This window comes from Microbulbifer maximicatervae (SeqCode), assembly GCF_052467695.1.
On record NZ_CP174320.1, the window covers coordinates 5,224,992 to 5,246,154 of the forward strand.

The 21,163-nt window shown below is 48.2% G+C and carries 17 protein-coding genes and 1 tRNA gene; 10 read left to right on the top strand and 8 right to left on the bottom strand.

Annotated features, from left to right (window positions below; translation table 11 throughout):
• Positions 1 to 311: 311 nt before the first annotated feature.
• Positions 312 to 2,285, bottom strand: a complete 1,974-nt coding sequence (ftsH, locus tag ACJJI8_RS22985; protein WP_444933857.1) for an ATP-dependent zinc metalloprotease FtsH — start codon at positions 2,283 to 2,285, stop codon at positions 312 to 314.
• Between the two features lie 366 nt (positions 2,286 to 2,651).
• Here ftsH and ACJJI8_RS22990 point away from each other — a divergent pair.
• Positions 2,652 to 2,728, top strand: a tRNA-Arg gene (locus ACJJI8_RS22990).
• A gap of 444 nt (positions 2,729 to 3,172) precedes the next feature.
• Here ACJJI8_RS22990 and ACJJI8_RS22995 read toward each other — a convergent pair.
• From ACJJI8_RS22995 to ACJJI8_RS23010, 4 genes are all read right to left on the bottom strand, one after another.
• Complete coding sequence (locus ACJJI8_RS22995; protein ID WP_444933858.1) at positions 3,173 to 3,955, bottom strand: sulfite exporter TauE/SafE family protein; 783 nt, start codon at positions 3,953 to 3,955, stop codon at positions 3,173 to 3,175.
• Positions 3,956 to 4,037: 82 nt separating this feature from the next.
• On the bottom strand, positions 4,038 to 4,550 hold the full coding sequence (locus ACJJI8_RS23000) for a flavin reductase family protein (RefSeq protein ID WP_444933859.1): 513 nt from the start codon (positions 4,548 to 4,550) through the stop codon (positions 4,038 to 4,040).
• A 25-nt stretch (positions 4,551 to 4,575) separates the two neighbouring features.
• Positions 4,576 to 5,604 (bottom strand): methionine synthase, encoded by a 1,029-nt coding sequence (locus tag ACJJI8_RS23005; RefSeq protein WP_444933860.1) that lies wholly within the window; start codon positions 5,602 to 5,604, stop codon positions 4,576 to 4,578.
• A 28-nt stretch (positions 5,605 to 5,632) separates the two neighbouring features.
• Complete coding sequence (locus ACJJI8_RS23010; RefSeq protein ID WP_444933861.1) at positions 5,633 to 6,610, bottom strand: DUF1852 domain-containing protein; 978 nt, start codon at positions 6,608 to 6,610, stop codon at positions 5,633 to 5,635.
• A gap of 152 nt (positions 6,611 to 6,762) precedes the next feature.
• Between ACJJI8_RS23010 and ACJJI8_RS23015 the strand changes: the two genes are divergently transcribed.
• On the top strand, positions 6,763 to 7,665 hold the full coding sequence (locus ACJJI8_RS23015) for a LysR family transcriptional regulator (RefSeq protein WP_444933862.1): 903 nt from the start codon (positions 6,763 to 6,765) through the stop codon (positions 7,663 to 7,665).
• A gap of 179 nt (positions 7,666 to 7,844) precedes the next feature.
• On the opposite strand, the gene ACJJI8_RS23020 is transcribed toward ACJJI8_RS23015, so the two are convergent.
• Positions 7,845 to 8,603, bottom strand: coding sequence for a substrate-binding periplasmic protein (locus ACJJI8_RS23020; RefSeq protein ID WP_444933863.1), 759 nt, complete (start codon positions 8,601 to 8,603; stop codon positions 7,845 to 7,847).
• 184 nt (positions 8,604 to 8,787) lie between these two features.
• Between ACJJI8_RS23020 and ACJJI8_RS23025 the strand changes: the two genes are divergently transcribed.
• The 8 genes from ACJJI8_RS23025 (at position 8,788) to ACJJI8_RS23060 (ending at position 15,210) form a co-directional block, all read left to right on the top strand.
• The gene (locus ACJJI8_RS23025) at positions 8,788 to 9,123 is read left to right on the top strand and encodes a DUF4440 domain-containing protein (protein WP_444933864.1); all 336 of its coding nucleotides are present in this window, start codon (positions 8,788 to 8,790) and stop codon (positions 9,121 to 9,123) included.
• An 83-nt stretch (positions 9,124 to 9,206) separates the two neighbouring features.
• A complete protein-coding gene (locus ACJJI8_RS23030; RefSeq protein WP_444933865.1) occupies positions 9,207 to 10,055 on the top strand; it encodes a M90 family metallopeptidase in 849 nt (282 codons plus the stop codon).
• 102 nt (positions 10,056 to 10,157) lie between these two features.
• Complete coding sequence (locus ACJJI8_RS23035) at positions 10,158 to 10,886, top strand: thiaminase II/PqqC family protein (protein ID WP_444933866.1); 729 nt, start codon at positions 10,158 to 10,160, stop codon at positions 10,884 to 10,886.
• Between the two features lie 141 nt (positions 10,887 to 11,027).
• Positions 11,028 to 11,513, top strand: coding sequence for a DUF6892 domain-containing protein (locus ACJJI8_RS23040; RefSeq protein WP_444933867.1), 486 nt, complete (start codon positions 11,028 to 11,030; stop codon positions 11,511 to 11,513).
• A 260-nt stretch (positions 11,514 to 11,773) separates the two neighbouring features.
• The gene (locus ACJJI8_RS23045) at positions 11,774 to 12,103 is read left to right on the top strand and encodes a YceK/YidQ family lipoprotein (protein ID WP_413662864.1); all 330 of its coding nucleotides are present in this window, start codon (positions 11,774 to 11,776) and stop codon (positions 12,101 to 12,103) included.
• A 477-nt stretch (positions 12,104 to 12,580) separates the two neighbouring features.
• The gene (locus tag ACJJI8_RS23050; protein ID WP_444933868.1) at positions 12,581 to 13,708 is read left to right on the top strand and encodes an acetyltransferase domain-containing protein; all 1,128 of its coding nucleotides are present in this window, start codon (positions 12,581 to 12,583) and stop codon (positions 13,706 to 13,708) included.
• A gap of 88 nt (positions 13,709 to 13,796) precedes the next feature.
• Entirely contained in the window at positions 13,797 to 14,270 is a 474-nt protein-coding gene (locus ACJJI8_RS23055; RefSeq protein WP_444933869.1) for a hypothetical protein, read from the top strand.
• 178 nt (positions 14,271 to 14,448) lie between these two features.
• Positions 14,449 to 15,210 (top strand): hypothetical protein, encoded by a 762-nt coding sequence (locus ACJJI8_RS23060; protein ID WP_444933870.1) that lies wholly within the window; start codon positions 14,449 to 14,451, stop codon positions 15,208 to 15,210.
• Between the two features lie 39 nt (positions 15,211 to 15,249).
• Here the strand turns inward: ACJJI8_RS23060 and ACJJI8_RS23065 are convergent, their stop codons facing one another.
• A complete protein-coding gene (locus ACJJI8_RS23065) occupies positions 15,250 to 19,257 on the bottom strand; it encodes a translocation/assembly module TamB domain-containing protein (protein WP_444933871.1) in 4,008 nt (1,335 codons plus the stop codon).
• Positions 19,257 to 21,056 carry an autotransporter assembly complex protein TamA gene (locus tag ACJJI8_RS23070; RefSeq protein WP_444933872.1) on the bottom strand — a complete coding sequence of 600 codons (1,800 nt, stop codon included), beginning with the start codon at positions 21,054 to 21,056 and terminating at the stop codon, positions 19,257 to 19,259. The genes ACJJI8_RS23065 and ACJJI8_RS23070 overlap by 1 nt, the downstream gene beginning before the upstream one ends.
• Between the last annotated feature and the right edge of the window lie 107 nt (positions 21,057 to 21,163).

Below are 21,163 nucleotides of genomic sequence, written 5' to 3' on the forward strand. Positions count from 1 at the left end.
AGGGAATGGAAAAAATAAAATTATGCACTGTTTAAGGGCGATACCCTAAGTTGCCCTTTTACATAGAAAATTGATTATTTTCAAAAAAGCCAATGACAATATGTATCTAAACCACCCAAAAAACACAAAACTTTTTGTCTATTTTAAATTGATACGCTCTCAGCTCTTTTAGAACAGCCTGGAAGTGCCCTTCGATATTTCAGGTTACCGGCAATTCAAAACTAATAAACTCAATTAACCTGGTACATTCAAACACATTAAATTTGACCAATGGGTCCGCCTGAAAAATAAATTTCCATTAAAGCCAGGAGCTATTTCGGCGCAATAGATGTGTCATCACCACCCGCAGCCACATGGGAAAGTATTTCATTTATTTCCGCTGCATCGAGGGTTTCTTTTTCCAAAAGGGCCCCAGCCAATGCATCCAATTTCTTGCGATTTTTTGTCAGCAACTGATCTACTTTCATCTCAATACCGCTGATCAACGCAATAATTTCGTCATCAATAATCTCTGAGGTGTGTTCGCTGAAGTCCTTCTGCTGGGCCATCTCGCGCCCCAGGAATATATGCTCCTCTCCCCGGCGGAAAGCAACGGGGCCTAATTTTTCACTCATCCCCCAATGCGTCACCATGTGACGGGCCAGTCGCGTCGCCTGCTTTAAATCTGCCTCAGCACCAGTGCTCACCTCCTTGAACACCACCCGCTCAGCGACCCTCCCCCCAAGCATTACGCCGATACGATCGCGGAGATAACTAACCTGCATACTGTGATGTTCTTCCGTGGGGATCTGCTCGGTAGCGCCGAGACTGTGCCCCCTGGGGATAATAGTTGCCTTCTCCAAAGGGTCTGCATTGGGTAATAGCGTTGCTACCAACGCGTGTCCCGCTTCGTGATAGGCGATAATCCGCTTATCCTCCTCACCGATAACCATTTCGCGCTCGCCACCGAGAACCACTTTATCCCTCGCCCTCAACAAACAATCCATATCCACTGCGGACTTATCTTCTCGCCCCGCCAACAGTGCGGCCTCATTAATCAGGTTTTCCAGATCCGCTCCGGCAAAACCTGCAGTAAGAGCCGCGAGCCGCTCCAGATCCACCTTGCCGTGCAATGGGACATCGCGGGAATGAATCTCAAGAATTTCCTTGCGTGCGGCCTTGTCTGGAAGGTCCAGAGTAATTTTTCGGTCAAAGCGCCCCGGTCTTAGCAGCGCCGCATCGAGAACGTCGGGCCTGTTGGTTGCCGCAACTACCACCACCGCCTCCTGGGGGTCAAAGCCGTCCATCTCACCAAGGATCTGATTGAGCGTCTGCTCCCGCTCATCGTGTCCGCCACCAACACCCGTCCCCCTCGCCCGACCGACGGAGTCAATCTCATCGATAAAAATAATTGAAGGGGCATCTTTCTTGGCTTCGGCAAACATATCCCGCACACGGGAAGCCCCCACTCCTACAAACATCTCAATAAACTCAGAGCCACTAATACTGAAAAATGGCGCTTCACTCTCACCGGCCAGCGCTTTCGCCATCAGGGTTTTACCCGTACCGGGGGGCCCCATTAGCAAAATTCCCCGGGGGATCTTCGCTCCGAGCTTGCGATAGTGCTCCGGGTTCTTGAGGTACCCCGCCACTTCTTGCAGGTCTTTCTTCGCATTTGCCAACCCGGCCACATCATCGAAAGTCACTTGAGACTCACTGCGCTCAAACCGCTTTGCTGGTGATCGAGCAAAACCGAAGGGACTGCCGGGAGCCCCACTGGCCATCTTTTCCTGCATTCGCCGCCCCATCCAAACCAGGAGCCCAATAATCAGTATCCAGGGCAGAAGCAGAATCAACATTCGCTGCATAAAGCCCCCTCCCGGGGACTCCGCCAGGATTTCCACCTTCTCCTTTTCCAGAAGGGGCAGCAGTTCGGGGTCTTGAACGGAAGGTAAAATGGTTGTGAAGTGCTCCGGCGGTGGAGCCTTTTTTTCTTTCTCGCCAGTGTTTGACGCCGGCAGCTTGCCCGCCTCCGGCTTAAAAGTGCCGCTGACTCTATCCCCCTCGATAACCACGCTGGCAACTTTGCCTTCGGCGACTTCTTTCTTGAAGTCACTGTAAGCTAACTCAGTCCGCTTACCGGAAAGCTGCCCGTTAGTGCAGTACTGTACAGTCAGTATTAAAAGGAAAATCCACAGGAAGTACTGGAGCCAATTCAGCGGCCCTTGCGGAACCGGCTTTCCCGATGGCGGTGAAGGAGACTCCCCCTGCGGCAGCTTTCGCTCTTGGTCCTGCTCGTCCGCCATATATTCTCACTATATCTCTGGAGAAGCCTGCCGCCGGAAGATAGGCCGGACCTGGCAATGGGCAATGGAAAAGGTGCGAATCATCGGAATCCCGGTAGAGTAATGAGTATAGTTCGCCGCCAATCACACCGAGGAATTTAATGCCTCGCCCCTGGATAACTGGCGCAATCGGTACTCAAGGCAGTATTTTTCAAAGTAAGGCTTGCAAATTGAGGAGAGGCACGGCAGAATTCGCGCCCTGTCGAGACTGGTCGACCGCTCCCAGAGGGGCCCAGAAACTCGATAAGTTGCGGATTTTTAAGGATTTTTTCCAAAAAGAGGTTGACGGCAACGAATCAACTCTCTATAGTTCGCACCCATAACGACGCGCTCGTAGCTCAGCTGGATAGAGTACCTGGCTACGAACCAGGCGGTCGGAGGTTCGAATCCTCCCGAGCGCGCCATACAAAGAAAAGGGCTTACGTCTCACGACGTAAGCCCTTTTTTGTTGCAGAGTAGCTAATGCCAAACTGCTCTTTGCACAATTTATTCTTCGCGGCCTCGCCCCCCCCAGCAACTCCTATTCACTTTAAGCAATCACAAACAGCTTGAATGACCCAACAGGGTTAGAAGCAATCTCTTCATTCGTTCCATACAGCGGATAGATATACGCACATCAGTCAGCGGGAGCAATTGCACCAACTGTGCAACCTCCAGATACGTTAATCCATTTTCATCTCACTAGGGTCCTGTGCTCGACCAGAGATTTCGACACACAAAAGAAAGTTAGGAGTTAATACTCTTCACTTGGGCCCGATCGCACTTGGAAAAGGATTGAAGCCCCCTTCCACTTTTGCAGCTGCACCTACGCCAAGATAGCAATCGATAGACTGCAATTCATTGATGCCTCAGAGAAGAAAACTTCCACCCACGCAGAGCAACAGCAGGGCAAACAAACGCTTGAGCAATCGCGGAGATAACTTGTGGGCCAGTCGCGCTCCAAAACGGGCGAAAAACATGCTGGTGATGGCGATACCGACCATGGCTGGCAGGTAGATAAAACCAAAACTCCACTGGGGCAGTTCAGGTTGCTGCCAACCAATAACCATAAAGCTCAGAGCGCCGACGGCAGCAATCGGCAAACCACAGGCTGAGGAAGTTGCCACTGCTTGCTGCATCGGCACGCTGCGCCAGGTCAGAAAGGGAACCGTCAGTGTGCCACCGCCGATGCCAAAGATGGCAGAGGCCCAGCCTGTTACCCCGCCGGCCGCTGTCAGCCCCAACTTGCCGGGAACAGCGCGGCTGGCCTTGGGCTTGAGTTCCAGTCCCATTTGAATGGCAATGGTGATAGCAAATACACCAATAACCTTTTGTAGCATCGGCCCCTGGATAGCTGCCGCTGTGAAGGAGCCAAGACTTGCACCGAGAAGAATACCCAGGCTCATCCAGGCAAAAGTCGGCCATAGCACCGCGCCTTTGCGCTGATGCTCCAGAACCGAGTTAATCGAAGTAAAGACAATAGTCGCTAGCGAAGTGCCCACCGCCAAGTGGGTCAGCACATGCGGATCGATACCCTGGGCAGTAAAACTGAATACCAGCACGGGTACGATAATGATGCCACCACCAACGCCAAACAAGCCGGCCAGCACCCCAGCCACAGCTCCTAGCAGCAGGTAGAGTAGAAATTCCATAAATCCCTCGAACTAATTCATGCGGGTTTCTTCTAGAAGCAGGCGATGGGGCTGCAAGTCCGCAACCCGTTGCTCACATGTATTACCCGGCTGGGGACACCGCAGTAAGGTTGCGATATTGGCCTTTGAAATACAGAAGTGGCTGCCTTGCAGCAGCTTTTTGTAGGTTTAACGCCTTTACCTCACCAATCACGATCAGGTGATCTCCGGCGGCGTGTTCAGCATGAATTTCACAATCAAGCCAGTGTAAGCTGCCGGCGATAATGGGATTCCCCAGCGGCGATTCCTGCCATTCGACTTCGCTCCATTTGTCCGCGCCTTGACGAGCAAACTGGTTGGAAATCGTAACCTGATCATCCGACAGGATATTGACCGAAAATCGACCTGCCTGACGAATTTTGGGATAGCTATACGAACTCGACATAACGCTGAACGACACTAATGGCGGGCTCGTCGATACGCTATAAAACGACTGGCAGGTAAAGCCTATCGGCTCATCCTCACGGCGCGATGCGATCACGGTAATACCGGAAGCGTAATGCCCCAGTGCCTCGCGAAAGCGCAACGGTTCTATGGCTGTACTGGAAAGTGACATGGGAGCACCTAAATATTGTAGACAGCTAAACCGAGAGCTCTCTTCGAACAATTTCTGCACCTGCACTTAACGCATTGAGCTTACGGTTCGCAACCTTACGGGATAGAGGCGCCATACCACAGTTCGTACAGGGATAGAGATCCTTAGCATCCACATACTTGAGTGTTTTTCGCAAGGTATCGGCGACTTCCTCCGGTGTTTCAATCGTGTTGCTTGCCACATCAATAGCGCCCACCATCACTTTTTTACCACGAATAAGCTCAAGGAGATCCATTGGAACATGGGAGTTGTGGCATTCGAGCGAAATTAGATCAATATTGGATTTTTGCAGTTTTGGAAACGCTTCTTCATATTGTCTCCATTCTGACCCCAGAGTTTTCTTCCAGTCTGTATTGGCTTTGATACCGTAGCCATAGCAAATATGTACGGCAATTTGGCATTTCAGCCCCTCGATGGCTTTTTCTAAAGTGGCAATCCCCCAGTCATTCACCTCATCAAAAAAAACATTAAATGCAGGCTCATCAAATTGAATAATATCAACACCCGCAGCCTCTAACTCACGCGCTTCCTGATTGAGAATTTTGGCAAATTCCCAGGCGAGTTTTTCGCGGCTTTTATAGTGGCTATCATAGAGAGTATCAATCATTGTCATGGGGCCCGGTAATGCCCACTTGATAGCTTGACTGGTTTGCTTGCGTAAAAACTTGGCATCTTGAACAAATACTGGTTGTTGACGAGATACCTCGCCAACAACTGACGGCACGCTCGCATCATAGCGATTGCGGATTTTAACGGTTTCCCGCTTCTCGAAGTCAACGCCGTTGAGGTGCTCGATAAATGTGGTCACAAAATGCTGGCGGGTTTGCTCCCCGTCACTAACGATATCGATACCGGCTTGTTGTTGCTCTTGTAAGGTCAGGCGCAAGGCATCCTGCTTACCCTCATGTAATTGATCGCCCTGTAATTTCCAGGGAGACCAAAGTTTCTCGGACTCTGCGAGCCAGGATGGTTTGGGCAAGCTTCCAGCGCTTGAAGTTGGCAATAGGCGATTCATGAAAAATAATCTTATCTATATTTGTTAATTAAAGCGCGTAATTAGCGGCCCACTGATCAAGGATGCTTCTGTATGGCTTGATAAATTGTTCTTCAGTAAACTTCCCTTGCTTTATAGCCAGCTGGCTACGCTCTTCCCGGTCATAAACAATTTTAGTCAGTGAATAATCCTGGTGCTTCAAGCTGGGCTGATAGCAGGTCCCCGCTACAGAATTTGCATTGTATATTTCCGGCCGATATATTTTTTGGAAGGTCTCCATCGTACTGATAGTGCCGATAAGCTCAAGATTCGTATAATCACCAAGCAAATCACCTTGGAAGTAAAAAGCCAAAGGGGCAACACTATCCGGCGGCATAAAATAGCGAACCTGCAAACCCATTTTCTCGAAATACTCATCAGTTAAAGAGTATTCGTCCTGCCGATACTCAACACCCAGAACGGGGTGCTGGTTTTCAGTTCGATGATAAGTTTTACTGCTCGATACACTCAGACAAATAACAGGAGGCTTGCTGAAATTATCCCTGTAGGCATTTGAATTCAGGAACGATTGAAAAATTTTCCCGTGAAGATCGCCATAGCCTTCAGGAAGGCTAAACTTGTCTTGCTTCTTGTTATGCTCCAACAACAACACGCTAAAATCATAATCCCGCACATATGAAGAAAAGTTGTTTCCTACTATGCCCTCAATCCGTTGATTGTTTTTATGATCAACAATATTCGTCTTCAATACTTCAATGGTAGGAAAGGCTTCTCCATTGCCTTCAATATCAATATCAACGGAAATAATATCCAGCTCTACAGAGTAACGATCTGCACTAGGGTTGTCCCAATGCGCCAGGGCATTGAAACGACGATCAATCATTCTCAAGGTGTTGAGCAAGTTATCCCGACGGCTCTCCCCTCTCGCCAAGTTCGCAAAATTGGTGGTGATCCGCGTGCTATCCGCTGGACGATAGTTTTCATCAAAACGTAAGCTCTTGATGGTGAATGCAAACTCTTTATTCATTGCGGCCTGGTATCCTGATTCCTAAGGCAAAAACTGAGTTCTTTGCTTGGTGATTGACATTGCCAGGCAGGATAATCCTCTTTATAAATGAACAAAAATGGTATATTTTCAACTATCAATTAATTTTACTCATGGTTTGCCCGGGTAAAGCTATGCTAGAGCGCACGCACTTAACAATAATCCAGGCCGTAGACCATCACGGTTCGCTAACCGCTGCAGCCAAGCACCTTTGTCTAACTCAGTCGGCGCTGAGTCACACGGTACGCAAGCTGGAACAGAACCTCGGGGCCCCTATCTGGTTGCGTGAGGGCCGCAGCTTGCGCTTGACCCAGATCGGTGAGTATCTGCTTGGATTGGCCAATCGAGTCCTGCCACAACTGGAACACGCTGAGAGCAAGCTAAAGCAAATGGCTCAAGGTGAGCGCGGTACCCTTCGTATCGGTATGGAATGCCACCCCTGCTATCAGTGGTTACTGAAAGTAGTGTCGCCATTTCTGGAAGATTGGCCGGACGTGGATGTGGATGTTAAGCAGAAATTCCAGTTTGGGGGTCTCGGCGCTTTACTGGGTTACGAGATCGACCTGCTAGTTACCCCTGACCCTTTCTATAAAGCCGGACTGCGCTTCGATCCCGTATTTGACTACGAGCAGGTGCTGGTAGTCCCTCGAGATCACCCGATGGCAAAGCGAAAGTACCTGACAGCAGAAGACCTGCGGGATCAGGTGTTGTTAACTTACCCCGTGCCACCGGACCGACTGGATATCTATACCCAGTTTCTCAACCCTGCGGGCGTGGTGCCACTGCGCCACAAGACCAGTGAAACTACCGATATCATGCTACAGATGGTGGCCAGCGGCCGAGGGGTCGCGGCCCTGCCGCGCTGGCTTGCAGAGGAGTACTCTACCAAGCTGGCACTATCGGTGGTGCGCCTCGGGCGACAAGGTATTGCCAAACAGATTTTCTTAGGAACTCGTGAAGACGACAGCGAAGTTGAATACCTGAGTGCTTTTATCAAACTGGCCAGAGGTTATGAGCACTCAGAAACTGGGACCTAAGACCGATAAGATTTATCGATAGCCCCGCAAGAATTCATTAAGCAGCAAGTTTCTATTTGCCGACAACGAACTAGATGCAGTAGGTCCGACCCCGCCCCACTACACCAAACAAGAAAGGCCTAAATCACAAGATCCAGGCCCCTTCTTTCTCGATTAATTGTTCCGCAGTTTCAGGCTATCTACTTACAAATATCCTGCTTTTGCACCACATCGTATTTCTGCAATAGGGCTTTGTAGCGGCCACTGCTGCACAGCTCTGCCAGTCCGCGATTAAAGTCATCTCTCACTTTTTCATAGCGGAAACCGACTCGAAAGTCTGTCATCATCGGGAATATCTGGAATAGGTCAACCTGAGCCATGGTATGACCCATTTTATTGCTGTAGTACTTAAATAGCTCCATATCCACCACGGCGACCGCATCTGGCATTTTCCAGAATTGGGCAACCAAGTCACGAGCTGTTGGCGCCTGCATAACATTCTGTTTCTGGGTGCCATTGGGTCCAAACATTTTTTCAAATTCGGGCCCAAGATCCATAGGAGCTCCCTGCCAAGTGATCACTTTCTTGCCCGCGAGATCTGCAACACTGCCAATCTTCATTTCTGCGCTGGCTTTAGCAATGGCGTAGTTGGCAAAGCTGATCATATTGTTCGAGTAAAATAGGCCATCATTCTTCTTGAGTACATTCACCGCTGCCTGAACCATACCCTGCTCAAGTGCCGGGGCCGTCTCCGCAAACCCCATCTGTACGAACTCCAACTTATAGCCAGGGAGAGCTTGCCGAACGATATCTATTTCCAAACCACTGGTCGCACCGTCAATCACATAGGGTGGTGCATCCCCGGCGATCGCCACTTTTAACGGAGTTTCACCGGACTGGGCCAGCACCTGGGTACAGACTCCAAACATCAAGACAAGAAGGGCCAATAGCGAACGCATAAGCTTCTCCACAGTGACAGGAAAATCACCCAGACGCTCTAAGTGTTGGCAGACATCCCCCATTTATCAAGCTTCGCTTCCGGATTACTCTATCCATCCGAAACCTTGAATTCGGCAGTAAACTCCCCATTCTAAAATCAGGCAAATAGTAATTTGTCGCAACTGGGGCATACCGGGTAAAACAGTGATACATGAGATTGCCGATATTCTGATTGAGAATGAAACAAAGCTGCATCAGTTCGAGATACGCAAAGACCCTGAAGTCATTTGCAAGCTACTAAGCCCTGATTTTATAGAGGTAGGGAAATCCGGGCGGACCTTTGATTTCAAGGAAATAGTGCGATCAATGCAACAGGAGGAAAATACGGGCTGGGAAATTCACAGCCAAAACTATGAATGCATTCCTCTCTCTGACACAGTCATTATGCTGTTGTATAAATCTGCACGGCGAGGCCAGCAAGGGGAGTACAAGGGGTTTTGTAAGCGATCATCTATTTGGGTTAGAAGTAAAGGGCAGTGACAAATGAAATTTCACCAGGGGACTCCCTGCCAAGAATTTAAGCTGGAAGATAATATCTCACGCAAACAACCGGCGTTTAAGCTGTGAGTGCTTTTATCGCAATTATCCTGCTGGCCCTGGCGATATGGCTGGTTCCCCACTTCTACCGACAGTGGCGCATTTTTTACCTCCGCTCACAACCCTTAACACGGGAACAGCTACAACTCATTAGGGAAAATCTTCCTCTCTATCACTACCTTAACTCCAATCAACAGCAAGAGTTATGCAGTAATATCGCCCTATTTCTCCACGGCAAAGAGTTTGTCGGTTGCGAGGGGCTTCAGGTCAATGAACGCATGAAGGTAGCCATCGCTGCCCATGCCTGCCTACTCCTATTGGGCCGCAAGAATGAATGCTACCCCAACCTTTACAGCCTGTTGCTCTACCCGGACACCTATGTCGCTCACGAAACACGTCGGGAAGGCTATATAGAAACAGCCAGGCACAGTGCCCGTGAAGGGGAGGCACATTATCGTGGACCCGTAGTCCTCTCCTGGGGTGACCTGGAGAAAGATTTACAATCGCCTGAACGGGGCCACAATGTCGCCCTGCACGAGTTCGCCCACAAAGTCGATGAAGAGGATGGTTACTTTGATGGCCGCCCTCTATTTGAAAGCAGTGATGAAGGGGCCACCTGGGCTGAGGTTATGAGCCGGGAATTCCACCGTTTGAGACAAAGAGCTGAATTCGGTGAGTTTCCTGGTGATACACCCTCTGTGCTCGATTTATACGGCGCCCAGTCTCCCGCTGAGTTCTTTGCTGTAGCAACAGAAAGTTTCTATACGATCCCAACGGCTATGCACGCCTTACACCCGGAACTCTATAAGGAGTTAAGTCATTTCTATCGAATTAATCCCGCCGAATTAATACGCGGAAAAAGTACTGTGGCCTGACAAATACGCTACCAGTCCGGTTTCTGTCTTCCTGCTATGCTTATTTCGTGCACCAGCGGAGTTGGAATAGTGGCCAATACGCATTGTTTAAGATTCGCTCTTGTGGGACTGGTTGTTCTTTTGGTCATGACTCAACCGGCCACAGCAGATATCGCCACAAACCAACAGGATGCAAAAGCTCTGATAGAGCGCCTTGAAAAACTGTATCTCAAGGGCCCTACTCCTGTCTTTGTTCTACAGCTGGAAAAAAATACTCTACCGGACGCTAAGTTACAGGCTTTTGCAATGGAGCAACGCCTTATTAACTTATCGGACTTGAGAAGTAATGCACTATCTCTGCATCGTTTTGGAGGCTTACCGGGACATAGTACGAGAGCATTTTTTACTCGAATTACGACAGCAGAAATTCAAGCTAATACCCTATTACCTAACCTGATTCAAGCATTGGGCATCTCACCCGAGCAGATCGCCCAATACCAACCACTCGCAGGTGCCCAAGCCTATCCAGCCTATACTACCTGGCTAGCCAACTACGCTACACCCGCCGAAATTGCCGCTGCCCTGTTAATCAACTTTCAGAGTTTTGGCAAAAATGCTGAGCGCGTTGCAAAAGCTCTCAAACAAAATAAACGCTTTACCAATGAACAGCTCAGTTTCTTAATGACTTTTAGCCAACTTCCAGAAGGGTTCAGGGAACAGGCTATCGATATAATTGCAAGAGGACTAGCTTCAGGTGTTCGAGAAAATGATATTGCCATTCGCGTGCGGTTAATCCAAGCCTATGAGCGGGAGTTTTGGCGGGCATTTGAAACAAGCAACATTCGCAATTAGTACGATAACTCAAATTCTCTAACTTATCGGCATTACTTAACCGCCAAAGATATACCTAAAATTCTTGATTGACCTAGTAAAAACTACTTTTATTCTCTCAAGCCGAAAGAACTTCCCCTATTACGAAATATATTGTAGACAATGAAAAAAATGGATCTCACAATACTTATATGGAAAGTAAAGGTAGACTTAAAAATGAGTGAATATGCGGAATTCAAGGATGAAAACTTCAGGTTATTAGTCCTGGATAAGTTAATGTACCATTATAAGGTAATACAGCCTGAATTCGATATTTTTCAGTTTGCCGATAGTTACACCAAAAGAAATATAGATATAGAAGAAGAAGGGTACGAGCCTATCCCCGAAGCTCTCGACCACTTCCGGTCCATTCAAATTAAGAAAGAATGGCTAAAGGATATAACTGACCTTCATCAGGATGGGGGTGGCCATATCTGGTTACAAATCATTCCCTTCTGGTGTGGAACTACTGACGACTTTGATATCCATTCCACCGAAGACATAAACCTCCTACCAAACCTGAAAAAGCTCATACTTTTCTACAATGAAGAAAATCCAGAAATTTTAGAAGATTTCAAAAGAAAAGGCATAGAGGCCAAATGGGTATAACTCTAAAAAATTACCATCAGGTAAAAAATATTTAAATTCTAACCAATATCGTATATCAGCCTGCCCATTACTTGAAACTAATGTTCTAAGTTTGAGATACCGCTAAGCAGAGACAAAGTAAACCTCAGATGTGAAAATTTTGACTTTCTTCACTTCCAATTGAGTACAGATAATACTTATAGTACACACAAAATCTGGAACCAATTTAGAAAACGCTACTCTATAGCCCCGCAAAAGATCACATCAGCAAGGATTAGTTTGTGAAACGTATTATTTCTTTAGTATCAGCCTCTCTAGTTTGTGTCTCATGCGCCACAGTGAAGACAGTTAACCCTAAGAATAATCAGGTAGATATTACTCATAGAGGCCACAAAAGCTATTGCGAAAGTATTCCAAGAGTTTATAGCGGAACCTCTTACTCCTTTTGCTTGCTAAATAGCGAACCCAGTCAGACTGTAAATACTGGATCAACTATCAACCGTGTTCCACTGGTAGCTATAGATGCTGTTTTTTCTGTAGCCGCTGATACCGTTGTTTTGCCGTATACCGTAGTGACTCAGGCGAAGCATGGTAATATCGAAGTAAACTGATATGCTCAACCTGTAGCTTAATAATTTCAAAGTAGTTATTAATAAGCCCAACTGAAAACCTCTCTTTTAACCACAGAAAAATATATTTAATGGTAACAGGCCGCGATCACTGATTTTGCCTTACTTTCAAATCCATGATCCGGCCTTTAGCTGCCCCTAGGCTAAAAGCAAAACCAAGCAAATTAAATAATATTGATTATTGGGTGGGCAAAATTTCTTGGACTTGCCAGAACCAAAATGCCTGTACTATCGTCCCTCCACCTACATATCACACAATTAAAAAGCAATTGGTTGCTTGAAGAATATATGTACAATATGAAAGGCAGACAGCTCCCACCTGCCTCCAAACAACAACAAACAAAGACCGAGAGACATCATTTATAGCTCTCTTTAACCGCCTCTACATTCCAACCTCAAGGTAACAAGAACCCTTAGAGAGAAAACGCTATAAAACCCACTAACTTTGGAGATAACAAATTGCGATATCCAGCAATAGACATCACTAGAGGTATATTAGTAATTATTATGGCCCTCGATCATACTCGAGATTATTGGACTTCGACCCAGTTTGACCCATTGGACCTATCCCAATCCTCCATCGCTTTGTTTTTAACTCGTTGGATCACGCATATATGTGCCCCTGGATTTATATTTCTTACAGGATTGAGTGCCTACTTTCACGGTAAAAAACTTAACTCCAAGCCGGAGTTGGCAAAATTCTTAATACTTCGAGGGTTAGTACTAGTTATCCTCGAACTAACCTTGGTAAACCTCTCTTGGCAGTTTGCTTATAATTACGCTTTTGTACAGGTAATCTGGGCCCTGGGCGTATCCATGATCATACTGGCGGGCTTAATCTATTTGCCAATGATATGGACCACCATCGTTTGCCTGGCCGTAATATCCTTACATGGATACCTGAATGATGACTTCATGCGCCAGCTATTAGGTGGCTATGAATGGCTTTGGATTCTTGCGCATGTACGCACTAGTTTTAGACTTTTCGAGTTCAACACCGGGATTTTTGCTGCTTACAATATTATTCCCCTTTTTGCTCTTATGTACCTTGGCTATGTATTTGGGCCTCTTTACGAGATGGCATACAAGCAACGAGTGCGTCTACTAATAACAACAGCAACTGCGCTATCGATTATATTTATTGCAGTTAGACTAATAGGCTTTGGCGACCCCAATGATTGGAATTCACAGCAGGGGCTTCTGGGCTTTATCAACACCGCCAAATACCCAATGTCGTTCAGCTATATCCTTATGACAATGAGTATAGTTTTCTTGATCATGGCTATCGTTGAAAATCGGCAAAACCGAATACTGGATGTATTGCTCCTCTTTGGGCAGGCCTCATTGTTCTTCTATTTACTCCATGTCCCAGTGATCAATCTGTCCGCACATCTATGGAGCTACTTAGAGTTTGGAGTAGCAACCAATTTCTTCAACGGCTCCAAAGTATGGCCTGAGGGCTACACACCTAACTTACTGAGAACCTATGCTTACTGGATTGCTCTGATTGCGATACTTTACTATCCCTGCAAGAAATATCTTCAAAAGAAAAAAGAAAGTGGATCGGTGATATACTCCTACGTATAACTCTCGGCACAACTTTATTTCGCATATTAAAAATTCTACTCTGGGGTGAGCAAAGCCCCAGAGTTACCTCCCAATCAGGACGATATAGATGTTGCAAAAAATAGACCAATGGATTGATCAAACACTGATAGACTTCAAAGAAGAGAGACAATCTTGTGCAAGGTTCACAGAGAAGTTTTCAGGGTATTATACGAAAGAATTTCTTAGCAAAAGCTACTTTGTAGTGGTTGATAACATTCCAAAACCGAGGTTTCCCGAGCTCTACCAGGCTGGCCTAGGTGACTTTGTCGACATGGAAGTAGCCGGTATCACTTACAAAGATACCTACTTTGTCAAAACACCTTTTGCTGCGGACATTTCCCTCCATTTCCATGAGTTAGTCCATGTCCACCAATGGTCTCTCTTGGGAGCAGAGTCATTTATCAAACGTTATATCAGTGAAATTCAGACCTACGGCTACAACGGTGCACCTCTGGAAAAAATGGCCTACAGCCTGCAAGATAGATTTATGGACAATTGCACTCCAACAGATGTTTTAAGTTATGTTCAGAATCATTTGTAAGTACTCAATGATCATTGGACTTCATCTATAAAAAGGTTACCTTCTGGATAAGTGAAAGTGACCTTTGTGCTACCAGCCAAAATTGATCTTATTGACAGGCTAAACATTTCTACTAAAGCCTGATCATCAAGACACAAACTATAATTTATTGAGTTTTATAGTTTGCAAGCTCCACACCATGCTACAAGCAACCCGACTCATCCTGATCTTTGCTGCCCTATCCACCTTAAATCTGGCATCAGCAACAACATGTAAGCCCATATTCAATCATCAAGATGACAAAGTGGCCAAGAACAATCGCTGCACTGAAATCAGCTTTCAACCAAGCAATACGGAAGGATCCGCTGTTATTATTATGGATGACGATACCAAAGGCTCCTGCGCTTATACATCTGCGGTTCAGTGCGGGAATACCGAGATTAGAATGAAAGATATTTCTGCAATTGACTTTAAGGTTGACGTGCCCCCAGGTAAATGTGGTGCTAAAGAGTGGATTGCCGTTTATATGTTTCCCTGGTGTGGACAACCCGGTGGATGTTGGGCCGGGGGACAGCGGGAAGTCGATTTTGTAGAAACAACAGGCTCCAATGGTCCGGGAGGTTTTGCTTCCAATTGGGGAGGGCTTCCCAAACAGGCGGCGTGGACAAGCCAAACAGGTCCCTTACAGGTGAAGAGTGGTGCCCAACAGCATATAACTTTTACATCCAGGAAAATCATATCGGGTGAAGCTAGTGGAACCTATCAATGGGATATAAGAGTGTGTGGAGCATCTGCGTCCAAGTGCGATGATTCAAATCAGCTTTGGCATGCCTACCGGGAAAAGGGGCCTGCAATTTTTGATGAGTCCATGATGATCGTGATCGACAACTGGGGCGTCAACAATCCACCCCAGCCAGGTTGCACATTAAAAATAACGGATATGCTGATCACCAAATATTAGCGACGCTTCTTACAACGATAGGGGTTAGTGGCGAAAACCCTAATAATCTTTTTTCCACTGTAACTCTACACTACCGGAACCGCTGTCACCGTCATCGGCACTCTTAAACTCCAGGTTGAGGTTATCCCTAAGTTCTATTTGCATCTCCGCCTGCCATGGACTGAGAGGATCGGTACTTCTCTGTAATTCCACATAAATTCGATTGGTAATATATTTGCCCAAGCTCAATGCGTACTCATCACCTTCATCTCCCTCCTCCTGCTCAATATTGAGTGTATCCAGGTGCAACAGCTCGCGTGTCTTGGCGATAGGGTCCAATACCGCTCGACCCGACTGCAAACTGCGTACGACACTAACCAGACGAACAGCTTGTAAAGGTGAAATATCTGATAATGACTTCCCAAAAAGCAACTGCGCCAGAATTTCATCCTGAGAGGCCGAGGGGTCAGAGGTAAATGTAATATCCAAGTCCGCAGCAGTGCCTGATATCTGCGCGGTTATTTCTCCATCGCTATATTCATAGACACCTTCAACCAGGATAGCGACCTCATTATTCTCGAAGCGAATTTCTCCATCTTCCAGATCAAATTTCTTACCGAATAAATCAAAGCTGCCGCGAACAATTGTTAATTCGCCGGAGGCTTTTGGCTTATCTGCGGTGCCTCGAATATCCACCACGCCGCGCAATTGGGAATTTAAGCCAAGTCCGCGCACATAGGATTGCTGGTCCAAAACAATCTCTACATCCAATCCGATTTTGCTAAACAGGGGAGAAGATCGCTGCACCTGTGGACCATCGACCTGAACTTCCACCACCTGGATTTCTGGAACACTGCTGCCGATCCATTGCTCAATCTGTACAGCCAGCGGCTTCAAAGTGAATCGCCCGGTAATTTCTGCATCCTGGGTTGAGCCCGACAAACGGGCATCGCCGGATATTGCACCGCGTACTCCCGGTGAGTTAAGCAAGTGGGCCCGACTGAGGCTTAATACGATGTCAAAACTGGGCGAGCTATCTGGAGGTAAAAAGACCGCCCCTCCCAGGTTTATCCGCCCACCATCACCATCGGTAGCGCTTCCTCGCACAATCCGCCACTCCTCAGGAGACAGCTGCGCGTAGAAATTAATATCCGCAATGCGAGTATGGCTCGGTCGGTGCTCATAGCGACCATTACTCAATTCGATATCGCCGGTTAATAGAGGACGCTGCCAATTTCCGGTACCGTCAACATTGAAACTGAGCAAACCGCGCATACGGTGGACACGGGGATCAATATATTCCGCAATCACTGACAAATCGGCCGTACCGCGCCCCTGCAATTGAAAGGGCACATTTCGCAGGCTACCAGTTTGATTATTATCAGCAAATAATTGTTCGAAGATCGGCGCAATCAATACACTTACTTGGCTATTTACTGCGTTGCTACCGCCGTGCTGGGCAATCAGGGATGCATCCAGCTCTCCATTCTCTGTCTGCCAATCCAATACTATCGAAAGCGGTTGAACCTGGATTCCGCGCTGCCCTCGCCCCAGGGCTTCTCCAGTAGCGCGCAACTCCCCTTGGAATTCAGGCTGCTTGGGACTTCCACCAATACTGGCATAAAGGCTGACATCACCATTACCCGCCCTACCGCTGGAAAAACTATTCGCCAAATCCGATAGATCACCCTGGCCGCGCAACTCTAAATCCAGTCGCTCTGCATTCAAGCTACCCAGTATCGATAATTGATTGCGACCCGCCCAGAGCAACTCGATACCATCAGTTACCAGACTCCTGTCTGCATAGTCCAAAGTACCCTGTAAATGCCAGGGCTCCAGATGAAATTCTCCCTGGGAAATCAGGTTGGCTTTAATCTGCGGGTTTGAAATAGCCCCATCAATCCTGCCATCCAAACTCAACTCCCCTTCAAGGGAGTTAGGGAGAGAGAGACCGACGAGATCTACCAGGAACAGCGGTAGATTGCGCGCGCCCATATCAATTTGTAATCGGTCTTGTCTAGGTTCGATAGAGCCATCGGCCTGCAACAATGCCACCCCCACCCGACCCAACTGCTGGGCATCTTCAGCGAGGGCTGTCAGGCGGCTTTGGCTCTGTAGGGGCTCCGGCTCCCCTTTATCAAAACCTGAGGCAATCACGGGGGACTGAGGGCCTCTGCTCGAGGATGAACCAAACTGGTTGCCATTGCCGTTGGTAAATAACTCCAATCGCAAGTCACTGACCTCTATCAGGTCCATATCGCCAATGGCTTCCCCTTTTAAGTTAAAGGGGTAATCCTGCGCGACGCCATTGGAATCCAGTAAAATACTTACCCCGGGATTACTCCACTCCCCCTGGACCGTTACTTCGGAAGTCCCCCCTAGACTTACCCCCTCTGCCTCGGCAACTCCAAGGTCATCGCGCAAGCTAATATTTTTGCCATCGATCTGCCCGTGTAAATCCAACTGCTTCTGTTCAATATCAAGCTGACCGATCACTTCCAGATTGAGCTTCTCTCCGGTAAACACCATTTCATCAATGGTCAGTGCGTGCAGGTTTCCACTTATCGCCGCCGACAACTCACCCTGTAAGTCGTGGTAAGCACTCACTGCACTCAGAGACAAATTGAGGTTTGGGTTTTTCCATGAGCCGATGGCCTCCAGTCGCAACTGATGCAAGGTGCCGGATAAAGCAGTGGAAATTACTACCCTATCAGCCTGGGGTAGCGAAGCTGCAAGCCGGCGAATTTCTTCAACACCCAACTCATCAATCTCTCCCACCAAATCCAGTGCTTTCAAATTCGTATCTACACTACCGAGCACTTCGATCCGTGCACCGGCAAAGTGCAAAGACAAGGCCTGCAAGTCAATCACACCTGCCTGGGTATCGACCCGACCTTCCAATTGCAGGGGCTGCTGCCGGTAGCTGCTTTCCACTTTTAAGCTGCCATTAATATTCGGCTGTTGCAGGGAGCCCTGCACCGAAAAATCTGCGCTGAGCCAACCACTGTCCAGGATATCCTGCCAAGGGCGGGAAAGCGTTAGCGGGATTTGATTGAGGTTAACTGTCCCATTGACACCGTCCGCGCTAATGTTGCCTTTAATCATACTGCGCCGCTCATCCACTCGCAGCCAAATCCCCGTTGAAGATAAGCGCCAGGGGTTAATATCGGCTTCGATACTCCCTGTCAGATCCAGCTGATGTTCTGCTAGAGGAGCTGCGATCGAATTAATATCCAGCAGCAGTTTTTCACCCTGTTTGCGCAGGGATAGTTCGCCGCGAGCATCCAATACCTGATTTTCCGGCAGATGCAGCTGTCGGCTGACAAACCCCTGGCCCACCTCACTGGTAGAGAAATTGATTACAAAGCGCTCGCCCTGCATCCGGCCATTTACAGTGAGATTAAACTCGGAACCGTTCAGCTCACTCACTTCGATAAATAGCTGCGCCGGTTTATCCTGCCAGCGGTATTGGGCGTTAGCCTGAATAGCAACAGGGGGAATAGCGATCAACCGGCTGTCCACCAATTGCAGGCGAGCTATATCCAGCTGCGCCAAGCGAAACCCGGGAACTAGCAACTCCCAAGTAGTCGATGGCTGCTCCTCACTGACAACTTCAACCTCTTCTTCGCCAGAATCTGCCAGCGCAGAGAGAAGTTCATTGAGGATATTCAGGTTGAGCAGTAAATCTTTGGCCCCCACTCGCTCGATATCGATGGGATCTCGGGACAAGCTGTTGAGGTTGACCTCCAGGTCCTGGGCTTCGGCAAGCGTATTAGCTCGATAGTCAATTCTCAGTCGCTCGAAAAACCAAAATCCTGATTTTTCACTGCGAATTCCTTCTGCCTCAATTTCGAGATCGTCCACCAATTGCTCGGCAGCGTAAAAAGCCCCGCGAGTAAGGCCGACGCGCCCAGGTTCCGTGCTGAGGAAATAGATAGCGGACATCAGGAGGAACAGACAAATGCCTGTTACCAGGGAACCCCCAGCACCAAGGGAGCGCCAGAGCCCACGCAGGAAAGCACCCACCCAGTAGGCAACGCCCAGCGCAAACAGGCCCAACCAGCGCATCAGAATGCCTGCCCCAAGCTCACATACACCTGATAGCGATCATCGATGCCCTCACGGCGATCGAGGGGAAAGGCGATGTCCATGCGGATGGGGGCAAAGGAGGTGATATAGCGCACGCCAAACCCCGTTCCCCAAAACAGGTCGGAAAACTTGGGCGCTGCGTCCTCATAGGCATTGCCGCCATCGAGAAAAATCACACCTCCCCAGGTATCCGTAAAACGAAAACGGCCCTCAAAAGAAATCTCGCTAAGTCCCCGACCACCGATAGCATCGGAGAGGGTTTCCTCACCCTCATCATTAATCTCAATAAGTCGCGGACCCAACTCCTGGTAACCATAACCCCGCACGGAGCCACCGCCACCGGCATAAAAGCGCTCATCCGCAGGCAGCTCAAGATTCGACTCTCCTGTAATTGCCCCGGCTTTCAACCTTATTGCCAAGGTGGGCTTATAACGCCAGTCATCGGCTGTTTTATACGCAGTGAGCTGTAGGGTATTTTTAATAAAGGTGGTGTTGGTATTTCTAAGATCGATATAGGGTTTTACTTCCAACGCAGAAGTGGCGCCACGGCGGGCATCCAGGGGTTTGTCTGTCGTGTTTAATTTAAAGCCCAAGGGGAAAGCTAACAGCGTGTAGTTTTCATCGGGATCATCTGCTTCAACTGCCCCTTCCACCTTCTCGTCCACTTCACTGAATTTCAGCTCAGCGCCACCACTCAGCGTGCGATGCTTACTGATTTTTCTCGATACCAGTGCACTGAATGTCAGGGACTCTGAACGGTAGGAATCAACATCCTCTCCTTCCAAAGCAATACTGGCGGTCAAGCGTTGCTTGTCATGGAAGAAACGGGGAATAGTGAGCTTGCCTTCCAGGGTTTGCTTTACCTCGTTCAGCTTACTTTCGACTTCAATTTTTTCCCCACGATGGAAAACATTGCGGTGTTCCCAGGCTGCTGAAATACCGGCTCCCTCATCGGAGGTGTACCCCACCCCCAAGGTTATGGTGCGGTGATTGCGCTCCTGAATAACAAAAGTAACATCCACCAACCCATCGTAAGGTTCAGAAACTTCAGTATTTACATTGGCAATTAAGTTGGTGCGCAGCAGACGCAACTGCGCAGCATCCAGTTTACTGCGGCTGAAGCAATCCCCGGATTTAATCTTGACCTTATCCAACAGGTAGTCCTCTTCGATAGAGGTGACTCCTTCAATGCGGACTTGGCCAACATGGACTTCGGGGCTGGGGGCCACCCGATATTCCAGTCTCGCAGCAGCTTCCCGGTGAATCACCGTTGCCTGGTAGCTGACATCCACATTCAGCAGACAGGCATTTTCATTGAGGTACTTGGTAATTTTTTCTACGCCCTCAAGTACCTTGCTGGCAATCAGGGGATCTCCAATATGGATAGGTAAGCCGCTAAAGCCTGCCCGCAAACCGGCCGGCATATCAATATCCAGGCTCTTGATATGGTATTGGGGGCCGGGAGTGACACTATAGAAAATTTGGTTACCAGAAACAGACTCATACACAGTGGCATCATAATATCCCTGCGCACGCAGTAATTTTTCCAGGTTACCCCGCTCATAGTGCGCAATATCTGCCGGATCTTCGTAGTTTTCCAGCGCACTACTGTTCTTGCGCAACTCGTTGAGCTCGGAGGTCAATTTTTCCTGCAGCTGGGGATCGCCCTGCACCAGCAGGGTAAAACCCGGCAAACGATCAAAAAATGGGATTGCTGCTACCAGCTGCATTGGCAGCGCTAGAAGGGCAACAAGTAGGGAGACAAAGAGAATTCGCAAGATCTTTATCCAATGTCAGTAGCGGCTACTCCGCAAAAAATCCGGGTATCCGTTCCCTCCGTAGGCTGGAATATCCAGCTGATGACAACAGCTTGGATAATTAAATC

What these genes read in the sequence shown, in the direction of transcription:
- ACJJI8_RS23020 (WP_444933863.1), bottom strand. Translation starts at nt 8,603, where the DNA reads ATGCGTTCGCTATTGGCCCTTCTTGTCTTGATGTTTGGAGTCTGTACC.
- ACJJI8_RS23000 (WP_444933859.1), bottom strand. Translation starts at nt 4,550, where the DNA reads ATGTCACTTTCCAGTACAGCCATAGAACCGTTGCGCTTTCGCGAGGCA.
- ACJJI8_RS23005 (WP_444933860.1), bottom strand. Translation starts at nt 5,604, where the DNA reads ATGAATCGCCTATTGCCAACTTCAAGCGCTGGAAGCTTGCCCAAACCA.
- ftsH (WP_444933857.1), bottom strand. Translation starts at nt 2,285, where the DNA reads ATGGCGGACGAGCAGGACCAAGAGCGAAAGCTGCCGCAGGGGGAGTCT.
- ACJJI8_RS23040 (WP_444933867.1), top strand. Translation starts at nt 11,028, where the DNA reads ATGAAAAAAATGGATCTCACAATACTTATATGGAAAGTAAAGGTAGAC.
- ACJJI8_RS23010 (WP_444933861.1), bottom strand. Translation starts at nt 6,610, where the DNA reads ATGAATAAAGAGTTTGCATTCACCATCAAGAGCTTACGTTTTGATGAA.
- ACJJI8_RS23065 (WP_444933871.1), bottom strand. Translation starts at nt 19,257, where the DNA reads ATGCGCTGGTTGGGCCTGTTTGCGCTGGGCGTTGCCTACTGGGTGGGT.
- ACJJI8_RS23015 (WP_444933862.1), top strand. Translation starts at nt 6,763, where the DNA reads ATGCTAGAGCGCACGCACTTAACAATAATCCAGGCCGTAGACCATCAC.
- ACJJI8_RS22995 (WP_444933858.1), bottom strand. Translation starts at nt 3,955, where the DNA reads ATGGAATTTCTACTCTACCTGCTGCTAGGAGCTGTGGCTGGGGTGCTG.
- ACJJI8_RS23060 (WP_444933870.1), top strand. Translation starts at nt 14,449, where the DNA reads ATGCTACAAGCAACCCGACTCATCCTGATCTTTGCTGCCCTATCCACC.
- ACJJI8_RS23055 (WP_444933869.1), top strand. Translation starts at nt 13,797, where the DNA reads ATGTTGCAAAAAATAGACCAATGGATTGATCAAACACTGATAGACTTC.